The organism is Paenibacillus sp. FSL R5-0475, assembly GCF_038004585.1.
In the GTDB taxonomy this organism is placed as follows: Bacteria; Bacillota; Bacilli; order Paenibacillales; family Paenibacillaceae; genus Paenibacillus_AQ.
The window spans coordinates 622,942-636,014 of the sequence record NZ_JBBORK010000001.1; the positions used below are offsets into that span (position 1 = coordinate 622,942).

At 44.6% G+C, this 13,073-nt stretch carries 6 protein-coding genes; all 6 read left to right on the plus strand.

Annotated elements, in window-relative coordinates:
* Nucleotides 1-6: 6 nt before the first annotated feature.
* The 6 genes from MKX41_RS02555 (at nt 7) to MKX41_RS02580 (ending at nt 13,070) form a co-directional block, all read left to right on the plus strand.
* Nucleotides 7-4,887 (plus strand): discoidin domain-containing protein, encoded by a 4,881-nt coding sequence (locus MKX41_RS02555; RefSeq protein WP_340968513.1) that lies wholly within the window; start codon nt 7-9, stop codon nt 4,885-4,887.
* Between the two features lie 49 nt (nt 4,888-4,936).
* Nucleotides 4,937-5,656 carry a cohesin domain-containing protein gene (locus MKX41_RS02560; RefSeq protein ID WP_340968515.1) on the plus strand — a complete coding sequence of 240 codons (720 nt, stop codon included), beginning with the start codon at nt 4,937-4,939 and terminating at the stop codon, nt 5,654-5,656.
* 54 nt (nt 5,657-5,710) lie between these two features.
* Nucleotides 5,711-9,622, plus strand: coding sequence for a glycosyl hydrolase family 95 catalytic domain-containing protein (locus tag MKX41_RS02565; RefSeq protein ID WP_340968517.1), 3,912 nt, complete (start codon nt 5,711-5,713; stop codon nt 9,620-9,622).
* A gap of 211 nt (nt 9,623-9,833) precedes the next feature.
* A complete protein-coding gene (locus MKX41_RS02570; RefSeq protein WP_340968519.1) occupies nt 9,834-11,207 on the plus strand; it encodes an extracellular solute-binding protein in 1,374 nt (457 codons plus the stop codon).
* Between the two features lie 86 nt (nt 11,208-11,293).
* Nucleotides 11,294-12,190, plus strand: coding sequence for a carbohydrate ABC transporter permease (locus tag MKX41_RS02575; RefSeq protein WP_340968521.1), 897 nt, complete (start codon nt 11,294-11,296; stop codon nt 12,188-12,190).
* Between the two features lie 13 nt (nt 12,191-12,203).
* Entirely contained in the window at nt 12,204-13,070 is an 867-nt protein-coding gene (locus tag MKX41_RS02580) for a carbohydrate ABC transporter permease (RefSeq protein WP_339246646.1), read from the plus strand.
* The last annotated feature ends 3 nt before the right edge of the window (nt 13,071-13,073 follow it).

The following is a 13,073-nucleotide window of genomic DNA, read 5'->3' on the forward strand; positions in this document are numbered from 1 at the left end:
AATGGATTGAGATCAATTTATAATCGCTTTGGTATGTGGATGCTGGCATTGATGATCCTTATGGTTACAGGGCTCATGATTCGCCCGGAAACCGCCCATGGTGCTTCCGTTGGTAACATTTCTGACTTCGTAAAGAAAGATAATAACACGTTTGAGATTACGTCAGGCTCTGACAAGATTAAAGTGATTTTTCAGCGGGAGGATATGTTCCGGATTTGGCTTGGTGTGAACGGGCAATTCAAGGAATTGTCAGGAAAAAGCGCGGAAAAGCCGATCGAGCCAATCGTCATCAAGGATGATTTCGGACCTGTTAACGTAAAGTGGTCTGATGAAGGTACGTATTACAAGATGGAAACAGGAAAATTCGTGCTGAGAGCCTACAAAAATCCGTTGAAGTTCGCCATGTACAAAAGTGACAACCAAACGGTGGTGTGGGAAGAGTCTGCTAGCTTGAACTATAACGGACAGTCAGCCTCACAACAGCTTATCCGGGGTGAGGATGAATATTTCTACGGCGGCGGTATGCAGAATGGATTCTTCAATCATCGTGATCGCAAAATTACTATCGCTAACAACTATGGGGATTGGGGAAGCGGCACAGTTTCGAATCCTGCGCCATTCTACTTGAGTACTGCAGGATACGGAGTGCTTCGAAACACTTTTCAAAGCGGTACTTATGATTTTGATTCGACCGTCAAGCTGACGCATAACGAAAATCGGTTTGATGCTTATTATTTCTACGGTGAGACAATGAAAGATATTTTGAACGCTTATACAGATCTTACAGGTAAACCATCCTTGATTCCTCGTTGGGGTATGGGACTTGGTGATGCGGATTGTTACAACAGAGATCCAGAAAAGACCTCCGATGTCGTTAACCTTATTGCTAAAAAATATCGGGAAAATGATATGCCTGGAGCCTGGATTTTGCCGAATGACGGATATGGTTGCGGTTATACGGATCTAGGCAACACCGTTGACGAACTACATAAGGAAGGTTTCTATACCGGACTATGGACTCAAAATGGTGTTGATGAAATCGCGCAAGAAGTTGGCGTAGAGGGTACAAGGCTCGCTAAACTCGACGTTGCCTGGGTGGGACCTGGATACGATTTCGCCCTGGGTGCCAGCAAACAGGCGTTTACAGGAATTGAAGATAACTCTGACGACAGAGGTTATGTCTGGTCCGTTGGTGGCTGGGCAGGTACCCAGCGATATTCTACCGTCTGGTCCGGAGATCAGTCGGGCAACTGGGAATACATTCGATTCCATATCCCGTCGATGATCGGAGCAGGGCTATCTGGGATGCCGTACTCAACCGGAGATATTGATGGGATTTTCGGAGGAAGCGCTAAAACCTACGTTCGAGACTTACAGTGGAAGATCTTCACTCCAATCCTGATGAACATGTCTGGTTGGGCAGCCAAAGATAAGCAGCCTTGGGTATGGGGAGAACCTTATACGAGCTATAACAGGGATGCATTGAAGCTAAGACAGCAATTGACACCATACTTGTATACCTATCTCAATGAGTCTTACGAGTCCGGGGCTCCGATCATGCGGGGAATGATCTATTCTTATCCGAATGATCCGAACTCCAAAGGAACTTTAACACAGTATCAATTCATGTCTGGGGAATCGTTCCTGGTTGCGCCAGTATATACCGACACGACTATGCGAAACGGAATATATCTTCCGAAAGGAAAATGGATCGATTACTGGACAGGAGAAGAACATTACGGTTCAAAAATGTTAGACGAATACAATGCTCCACTGGATCGCTTGCCGCTTCTAGTAAAGGGCGGGGCTATCATCCCGATGTATCCTGAATCGTTATACGACGGTCAGGTTCCTCCTGATCCAATTACTTATGATATTTATCCTTATAAATCGTCAAGCTTTACGATGTATGAAGATGATGGTATATCGAAGGAGCATCGTACAGGCAAATTTGCCAAAACATTAATAACCTCCACCGCTCCTGAGCAAGGGAGTGGAGACTTGATTATAAAGGTTGGAGCAAGCGTAGGTGACTATAAAGGCAAATTGGAGTCACGTAAGAATCAGTTTACAATCCACATGCCAGATCACCCGGAGGCTGTTTCTGTAGATGGAACATCCTATCCTGAATTGCAGTCCAAAGTAGCATGGGATGGCGCAACAAGTGGCTGGTACTATGCTAAGCAAGATAAAGGCGGCATCCTGTACATTAAAACACCATCCATATCCACTGATAAGGAATTTATTGTGAAAGTCGCAGGCTTTACAGCAGATACGACTCCACTTGTAGATGCTGTCAAAATTGAGCTGCCTCAGGTGGACACAGACCCAAGTCGTATTCCGCAGGAAGATATGATTGCAACTGCAACGAATGCGGCTTCGGATACGCCGGCAGCTAATGTGCTGGATGGCAGCTATGAATCGATATGGCTTTCTTCAGCAAATGCTGGAAGTAAGCAGAGCATCACTTTAGACCTGGGGATTAAACAGTATATGAATAAAATGAAATACTTGCCAAGACAGTACGGTGGCAAAGACGGCACAATTACAGGTTACAAGCTGTATACGAGTATGGATGGAACCAACTATACGCTCGTAAGCAGTGGACAATGGAATGATGACAAACTAGAGAAGACGGTGAATTTTGATACAGTTGAAGCTGTTTTTGTGAAACTTGAAGCGACAGAAGCTGTTGGGGGTGTCGTATCTGCTGCAGAGATCAATCTGTATCGTGATCTATCACAGCCTTCACCGACAGTGATACCTAAAAATGAGATGACAGCCTCAGCGAAAAGCTTTCAGCCTGGTGCGGAAGCAGCTAAAGCGATTGATGGGGACCGGAATTCCGCATGGCATACGAAATGGGATGGATCCGATAAGCTCCCGCAATCCATCATTCTCGATTTAGGTAAGGTTCGCAATGTTAGCCAATTCCGGTATGCACCACGTCTGGATGCTGGGAACGGAACCATTACCTCATACAACCTTTACGTCAGCACAGATGGAGAAGCATATACGAAGGTATCCAGTGGTACCTGGCTCAGAAACAACTTGAAAAAATACATCCTTTTCGATAGTGTTTCCGCCCGCTATGTGAAGCTTGAAGCAGCTGTTGCACTTGGAGGGTTCGCTTCGGCTTCGGAGGTCGATGTCTATGAGGCGCCGAAGGCAGCTCCTGAAGTTCGATTGATTTCAGAAGGTAAACCTGCTATAGCGGACAGTGAGGATCAAGCGCATCCGGCTGGCCTCGCTAATGATGGGAATGTGGACACATTCTGGTCAGCAGCGGATAAGAACAATAGCCATAGCTGGACGGTTGATCTTGGTATGATGCATTCCATTAAATCCTCCGAAGTTTCTTTTGAACACAGTAACAAGGCTTATCAGTACAAAATTGAAGTTCGGGAAACCGCGAACTCCAATTGGATTACAGTAACGAATCGAACGAATAATCAGGAAACTGGCACCATTCAGGATACATTTGGAAGCCAGGGTAGATTCGCTAGAATTACGATCACCGGACTGCCTGATGCTCAATCAAAGGCTGCTATTCGTGAATTCAAGCTGTTCGGCATCCCGCTGGAAGACGGACAGAAGGTTACTGGCATAAAGCTTGACCGTGAGACACTCTCACTTAAGGCGTTGGACGCACCGGTTCAATTGAAAGCGAGCATTGAGCCTGAGAATGCCGGTAATAAGACTGTGAAGTGGGTAAGCGGTGATCCTGGTATTGCCAGTGTGGACAGTAAAGGAATGGTCACACCAAAAGGGCAGGGCACGACATCGATTACCGCGACGACGGAAGAAGGCGGATTTACAGCAACAAGTGTGGTGACGGTTACTGGACAGAGCAACCTAACCGAAATTCCGCAAAGTCAAATGAGTGCAGAAGCTACGAGCTATGAAGCAGGCGAAAACGATCCGAATTTGGCATTGGACGGCGATCCGGATACACATTGGCATACGAAGTGGTTTAACGTTGATCCACTTCCGCAATCAATTATGGTGAATCTGGGTGGAAAGTATACCATCAGCAAGCTAGGATACTTACCTCGGCCGGATGAAGGCAATGGCACAATTACTGCTTACAACGTGTACACAAGCACCGATGGTGTGAATTACACGCTCATGACAAGCGGGAACTGGCTGCGAAGCAAACAGCTCAAGGAAGTGAATTTCGCTCCGGTGGAAGCGACTCACATTAAGCTGGAAGCTGTAAAAGGCGTGGGTGAATTCGCATCCGCAGCCGAGATTACAGTGTATCAAGTGCAGCAGGAAACGGCTCAAGTGCAAGCCGTATTGAGTGCTGATGCATCCGTTACTTCCGGCAAGCCTTTTGTTGTCCGGTATGATGTGAACAATATCTCCGGGAAGGTATTTGCACAGGACATCACCATTCAGTACGATGCTGACCGCATGGATTATGTGTCCGCTAAATCACTGATCCAAGGTGTTGCGATTGTTGAAGAGACAATTAAAACACCTGGAAAGCTTCGTTTGATTATGGCGAGTGAAGGTGCGGAATACGGATTAAGCGGAAATCAACAAATTGCCGAACTGACATTCCAGGCAAAAGAAGTATCTGAGGCGGTTACCGTTAATATCAGCGTGTCAGAGGTACTGCTAGGTGATGAAGACGGAGCAGAGACCGCAACTGCACCAGCTACAATCTCTTTAAAAGTGAAACCAGAACAAACAGGAATATCAGGCGATCTTAACGGCGACGGAAAAGTCAGCATTGGTGACCTGGGTATCGTTGCTGCACACTACGGCAAAGACTCATCAAGTCCTGATTGGCAGCAAGCGAAGCGTGCGGATATGAATGGTGACGGTAAGATCGATATTACAGATCTTGCTCAATTAGCGAAACAAATCGTAACTCAATAACACACGCTAACATCCTGAACAAAATTTAAAAGATGAAGGTGAGAAGAATTTGAACAGTAGTCGATGGTACAAAAAGGCGGTAATGATGACCATTATCGCCGTGGTTTTAAGCTGTGTATCTTTTACGAATCCTGTAGTGAACGCAGATGCATCTGATCCTATGCCTTCAGCTACTTTAGTAGGGAGTAAGAAGGTTGTTATGCCGGGGGAGTCTTTTACCGTGAAGTATGGGATCACCAGTGTCTCCAGTGATGTGTATGCACAGGACATTACCTTTGAATTTGATCCGGCTGTCATGGAATACCTTCCAGATTCAATCCGCTCACTGCAGGAAGGCGTAATTATTATCAATGAACCATCTACAAGTACTCCCGGTAAGCTACGGGTTCTCTTGGCAAGTTTGGGTAGTCAGTATCCGATTACTAGCGATGCTGAAATTGTTGAACTTGGTTTCAAAGCAGCAGATGTAATACAAGACACAGAGGGAGTTATCCGGCTTACTCAAGCGATAATAAGTGACAGTCAAGGGGAAGAATCCGTGCTCCAACCAGCATCCTTAACCATTCAGATCACAGTAAATACAGGATTACCTGGAGATTTAAACGGCGATGGCAAAGTGAGTATCGGCGATTTAGGAATCATGGCTGCCCATTACGGTAAGGATTCCTCCAGTCCAGATTGGAGTAAGATTAAGCACGCAGATCTGAACAAGGACGGCAAAATAGATATTACTGATCTTGCTGCACTTGCGAAAAAGATTGTGGAGTAGTAGGTTGCCTCATTTTTACAATCAGTGGTTGTTATTATGAGAGGGGATCAACGCATGCCAATCGGTAAAAGTAGATTAGTCAGAAAGACTGCAATTCTACTATCTGTATGGATCGCTTGCTCGCAGCTACTTATCAGCATACTTCCGTCTAATGGTGTTTTAGGTCCAAAAGTGTATGCAGATGTTCAGTCGGCAGCTGAAACTGCGCCTGCGACAGATCAGGATTTGTCATTATGGTATCAAGCACCGGCCACGAACTGGGAGACGCAGGCGCTCCCTATCGGAAATGGTTATATGGGTGGCATGGTATTTGGTGGTGTTGAGCAGGAGCGAATTCAATTTAATGAAAAGACACTGTGGAGCGGTGGGCCTGGAGCAGATTCAAATTATCAATATGGTATTAAAGACGGTGCTCAGCAACATGTTGAGACCATAAGACAGCTTCTAAAAGAAGGGAAAATTAATGAAGCTAAGGCTCTTGTAGGGAAGATTACTGGTGTTATGGGTGCTGGTGATAGTTCTTTCGGAGCGTATCAAGTATTTGGTGACGTGTTCTTAGATTTTAACCGTCAGTCAGCGTATACGGTAACAGCGAGCTCGGATAATCCACAATACGGCGAGCCTATTTCCAATTTAACCGATGGTTCGGTAAATACGAAATGGTATTCAGGTGATGGAGCACCACCTTTTTGGGTGCAGTGGGCATATGAAGAGGCTAAGGTAATTACCGGCTATTCGTTCACTTCAGGGAATGATGTGCCTGATCGGGATCCGAAGAGCTGGACGCTGAAAGGCTCGAATGACGGGCAGCAGTGGACCCCGCTAGATAACAGATCCAATGAAGAGTTTGCAAGCCGCAAACAGAAGAAAGCATATACTTTTTCCAATGCTACAGCTTATAAATTCTATAAATTCGATCTTGTAAGCAAGGGCGGAACGAAAATTCAATTGTCCGAGATGGAGATGACAAGCGCATCGGGGAACAGCGGTGCTCAGACGTACTCTGATTATCGGCGTGAATTGAATCTTAATGATGCCATGGCAAGAGTGTCCTATACTTCGGGCAATGTAAAATACAAGCGTGAGTATTTCATCAGTTATCCGGATAAGGTCATGGTGATGAGACTGACAACGGATGAGCATCAGCCGATGACCTTCGATGTTCGCCTTACTGGTGCTCAGCCGTCCAATACGGTGAAGGGTGAAGGAAATAAACTAACGCTAAGTGGAAAGGTACCCAGTAATAAGATGGCATACGAAGCGCAGCTTCAAGTACAGCATGAAGGAGGAACTGTAACAGCGAAGGATGGGAAACTTACCGTAAACGGTGCGAGTGTTGTCACGATCCTGATGACCGCTGCAACAGATTATGCCAATAATTATCCTACGTATAAGAGTGACAAGACGCCAAAAAAAATTGTAGAAGCGAACCTAAACGCAGCATCCGCTAAATCATTCAATCAGTTGCGTGCATCCCATTTGACAGATTATAAGGAACTGTTCGATAGAGTCTCACTTGATCTTGGTGGGGTTGCTACAAATCTTCCTACGAATGAGCTTTTGAATGGTTATAAAACGAATGCTAGTGACGGAGAGAAAAGAAGCTTGGAGGCATTATTTTTTCAATATGGCCGTTATTTGCTTATCGCATCCTCCAGGGAAGGCTCACTGCCTGCTAACCTACAAGGGGTATGGAATCAAGTAAATAATCCACCATGGAACAGTGACTATCATACGAATATCAATGTACAGATGAATTATTGGCCTTCCGAGGTTGTTAACTTAGCGGAAACCGATATTCCGTACATTGATTATATTGATTCCCTGCGCGAGCCGGGTAGGGAAACAGCCCAAAGACATCATGGAATTGAAGGGGAAGGCTGGGCGATTCATACCGTCAACAACCCATTTGGTTATACTGCGCCAGGCTCTGATTTTTATTGGGGCTGGTCACCGGCTGCCAACGCCTTCATGGTGCAGCAGGTGTGGGATCGCTATGCTTTTAGTGGAGATAAAGATCTTTTAAGAGGCCAAGTGTATGACATTATCAAGGAAACAACACAATTCTGGGTTAAATACCTGGTCGAAGATTCAGACGGAAGTCTAGTATCATCTCCTTCCTACTCTCCAGAGCAAGGGGATATATCCATCGGTGTGTCTTATGATCAGGAATTAGTCTGGGAGTTGTTCACACAGTTCATCAAGGCTAGTGAAATCTTGGGTGTCGATGAACAGCTGCGTAACGAGGTCATGGAGAAACGAAGCAAGCTATGGATGCCGCAGGTCGGAAGCTGGGGGCAGGTGCAGGAGTGGAAGAATGATATCGATAGTCCAACAGATCAGCACCGCCATATCTCGCATCTGATCGGCTTGTATCCAGGTACGCTTATTAATGAAGTGAATAATCCGGAGTTATTTGCAGCAGCAAGAGTCACCTTGAATTCTCGTGGCGATGGTGGAACGGGGTGGAGTAAAGCGAATAAGATCAATTTATGGGCACGTCTGCTTGATGGTAACCGTGCACATAAACTGTTAGGTGAGCAGCTTAGAGGCAGCACGCTCGACAATTTGTTCGATACACATCCACCGTTCCAAATTGACGGTAACTTCGGAGCAACTTCAGGAATCGCAGAAATGCTTCTACAAAGCCAAACTGGAAGTATCGATTTATTAGCTGCTTTACCAGATGCATGGGCTACCGGAAACGTTAAAGGACTTGTGGCAAGAGGCGGATTTGAAGTGGATATGCGCTGGGAAGGTACGATCTTGAAAGAAGCCTTGCTTACTTCTAAGCAGGGTAATAAGGCTTCTGTTAAATACCATGGATTTGTCCAATCCAATAAATTCAAGGTCGTTCGCGCAGGAAGCGGGGAATCCATCAACTTCACGGTGAATGGGAACTTGATTGAATTCCCAACAGTGAAAGGACAGCAATATAAGATTGTATCCAGTGTAAAGCCACCAGTGCTTCCAATAAAAGTAGATGATAAAGATCCGTCGATTGTATATACCGGAACGTGGAGTCCTTACAGTGACGCAGGCGATTACAAGGGCACAGAAAGCTATAGTAATCAGCAAGGGGCTTCAGCGTCGTTCACGTTTACAGGAACATCGATTAAATTTATCAGCGCTTTGCAGGCAAACCACGGACATTTCGATGTGTATCTCGATGGAGGGCTAGTCGCTGAGGGTGTTGATGGATATGGTCCATCGACGATGAAGCAGCAGGTATTATTCCAACAATCCGATCTCTCCAAAGGGGAACATACAATTAAGATTGTCGTGAAAGGGGCGAAGAACAACGCCTCTTCGAATACCATTGCGATGATTGATGCTTTCGAATATGTTCCTGTTGAACGGAATGAACCTACTGCGATAACTTTAAGTGGACCTAAGTCGATAAATCAAGGTCTGACCTTTACAGTTGACATGGGCGTTAGCAATGTCACGGATGCGACCTATGCGCAAGACATTCGATTGAAGTACGACGAGAATCTTCTAGAGTACATCTCGGGCGAATCGATGAACGATGGGATACAGGTGTTAGAATCAAAGAATGATCCAATCGGAACCATTCGCCTAATCACGGCTAGTACGGGAACTGGTCTAACCGGTGATGCCAAGGTGCTTGAACTAAACTTCAAAGCAAAGCCAGTGACGAAGTCTGAGTTAGCGAGCATAAAGGTAAGCAGTGCTGTATTTGGTGACGCGAATGGACTGGAGACAGAAGCCGATCTTTCAAATATCGAAGTCGAGATTAAGGCAGATGAGCAGCCGCCGATAAAATCCGGAGACTTAAATGAGGATGGTAAAGTGAGCATCGGTGACTTGGCGATTGCAGCTTCGCACTATGGTAAAGATCAGAACAGTGTAGATTGGCAGACGGCTAAGCGTGCAGATCTTAATAATGACGGAAAGATCGACATTATGGATTTAGCAGCAATTGCTCAAAAAATATTGAATTGAGAGAAGGACACCTGAGTTTTTACTCAGGTGTCCTTCTTTTGTAAACAAAAAAGGTTCTATAGGACAAAAAGTATCAACTCCACATCAAAAGAGATCATGTGGTTACGTTTTTATAGCCTATATAATGGAAAAGTGTTAATGGAATTACAGTCAGAATTGTAAAATCAAGTGCTTAGAGAAGTCGAGCAAGTTTATTCGAGGGGGATAGCCAATGAAAAGCAAGGGTAAAAAGAAAGCGGCATTAAGTCTAGTTATGATGTCCATTGTATTGTCTCTGGCAGGATGTGGCGGGGGGACAAATGGGGCTGAAGCTCCAGCTCCCGAGAAAACAACAGCTGCGACGCAGACTGAGCCAGCGAAGACAGACGAGCCCAAGCCTGAAGAGCCGAAAGTAACGGGAGACCTCGAAATCCAATACTTTGTCGGTGGTTATGGAGACGGTTGGTGGAAAGAAGTCATTGGTGAATTCAAGAAGAAGTACCCAGATGTCAACATTAAGGAATCCGCAGGTTCACAAATCAACGAGCAAATGAAGCCCCGCTGGATCCAAGGTAATCCACCAGATGTTGTATACATCGATGGAGCAGGCTCGAACGAAACGCAAATGGTGCTCGACGACCAATTGATGGATATTACAGATTGGGTTAAAGATGCGAAAAATGTGGACGGCGAGCAGCTTACGAGCAACTTGATCGCACCTCCACAAGACTACAGTGGCAAAAACTATACGATTCCACTCGTATTCGGATCATGGGGAACCTTCTATGATGAAACCCTGTTTACTGAAAAGGGATGGGATGTTCCGAAAGATTGGGATAGCTTCCTCGCCACAAGTGAAAAAATCAAAGCGGATGGCGTATATCCTTACATTCATACCGGTAAATACCCATACTACATCGTGGGAGGTCTCTTAAATACAGGTTTTGTATCTGAGAATGGGGACAATCCGCAGATCTTAAAGGATCAAGAAGCTGCTAAAGAAGGTTCTTTCAAAAATGATGCTGTAGCGAATACCTTGAAAAAGATCGTTGATATGAGGGACAAAGGGTATTTCGATAACGCATCGTTCGGTATGAGTCATACAGACTCCCAAATGCTCTTCTTGCAACATAAAGATGCAATGATTCCTAATGGCTTGTGGCTCGAAAATGAAATGAAAAAAGATGTTCCAGAGGGCTTCAAATTTGGATTCATTCCTTCCGTTATGCAGAAGCCAGGCGGTAAATTTGTGGCTATTCCTTACACTAGTAACATTGCAATTGCAAAGAAGGCTAAAAATCCAGATGCAGCAAAAGCATTTATTGAATTTATCTTTACTAAACAAGCCGCAGTTCGTTGGGCTGAGCTGACTGGCGCTTTGATGAACGTCAAGGCAGATCTGGAATCTTCAGGCGCAAGTGATGTTGTTAAAACGGCAATGAAATATTTCAACGGTAGTGATACGATCGTTGCTCCTGTATTTAAATTGGCCGCGGACATTGAGCAGGCTGAGAATGATGCAACCATTGCATTGCTGCAAGGTTCTATTACACCAGAAGAATGGATGGACCGTATGGAGAAGGCGGCAGCCAAAATCCGGAAGTAAGTTCATGACTCTTCTTTCTAAACAATCAGAGGACATAGGTGCCTCTGATTGTTCTTTCAAATTTAAGGGGAGGATGGCTTACGCTCATGAAGAAAAATAAATTGTGGAAACGTAATTTGTTTATTGCGAGTTTCTTGCTGCCTACGTTTGCTATCTTTTGTCTATTTACTATTTATCCGCTGTTTCGAGGCTTGTACTTAAGCTTCTTCGATTGGTCAGGCGGTTCCGAATCGATGAATTTTATCGGTATTGATAATTATAGACAATTATTCTCGGATGAGATCATACCAAAAGCCATTTCGAATGATTATTTCTTGATTTTTTGGAAGGTCATCTTAATCATGTTATTTGCAACGTTTTTCGCAGTATCATTGACCCGTTTGAAATTGAAAGAATACGGTTTTTACCGAGTGGTGTTTTTCTTTCCGAATATCATTTCCGTAGCCGTTATCGGTGTATTGTGGAGTTTTATATACAATCCCCGTCTTGGATTCCTGAATGCATTCATCTCGTTATTTAGAGGAAAACCTGTGGAAACGAACTGGTTAGGTGATTCAAACCTCGCAATGTGGTCACTTCTTCCTCCTAGTGTATGGGCTGGTATCGGATTCTATATGCTGCTTATCATTGCTTCTATTCTAGGTATTCCTTCCTCGCTATATGAAGCAGCCAGTATTGACGGTGCGGGGCAATGGCAACAGTTTACTCGAATTACATTACCTCTGATCTGGGAGCAATTCAAAACTTCTATCATTCACATCGTAATCACAACACTGAACGGCTCCTTTATTATCGTTAAGCTGATGACGGATGGTGGCCCGGATAATCAGACACAAGTTCTCGGTTATTATTTGTATCAGATGGGCTTCAAACAGTTCCATTTAAGCTACGGGGCAACCATCGGGGTGCTGATCTTACTGTTATCTTTAATCACTACTCTAATTTTGCAGCGCATTCTTCACCGAGAGTCCATTGAAATGTAAGGAGGAAAATACTTTGAACGATAATCCCGCCAAAAAACCACTTCTGCTGATATCAAAAATTGCAGTTCGATTTTTCCTCATCTTGTGGAGCTTGGTAGTCTTATATCCTGTTCTTTGGACATTCCTGACATCCTTAAAGGATAATCAGCAGGTTATGCTCGGGAAACCGTGGGATTTCCCATCTATTTTTCGTTTTGAAAACTATTCAAATGTGTGGAGCAGAGCAAACTTTGGCGATTACTTCCTGAACTCCATTATAGTAACCGTGGCTAGTACACTGTTATCGCTTATTATGGCTGCTACAACAGCATATATATTAGCTCGGTTTACCTTTAAATCTAGAGGCCTGTTTTATTTTGTATACGTTGCTTCAATGATGATTCCAACCACACTCGGATTGATACCGTTGTTCTTTCTTCTCGGAGATATGAATTTGTCCAACTCCTTAGTAGGGCTCACGCTTGTTTATTCTGTCGGAACGATTGGCATCCTTCCATTCGGTATCTTCTTTCTGGTTGGATTTTTCAAGGCACTTCCCCGTGAGCTTGAAGAAGCCGCAACAATTGATGGATCTTCACTATACGGCGTTTTCTTCAAGATCATGTTGCCATTATCGAAGCCAGGATTAATCACAGTAGGAATTATGAATGCTTTAACCGTGTGGAATGAGTACATCATGGCCACGGTATTGATCAACGATCCAGCGAAATACACCATTCCTGTCGGAATAGCCATTATGCAAGGGGAAATGCAGTACAGAACGGAATGGGGGCCATTGTTTGCGGGTCTTTCCATTTCTATGATTCCCGTCATTGTGATGTATGTGTTGTATCAACGTCAAATTACGGGTGGGTTAACAGCAGGTGCGTTGAAAGGTTAATTA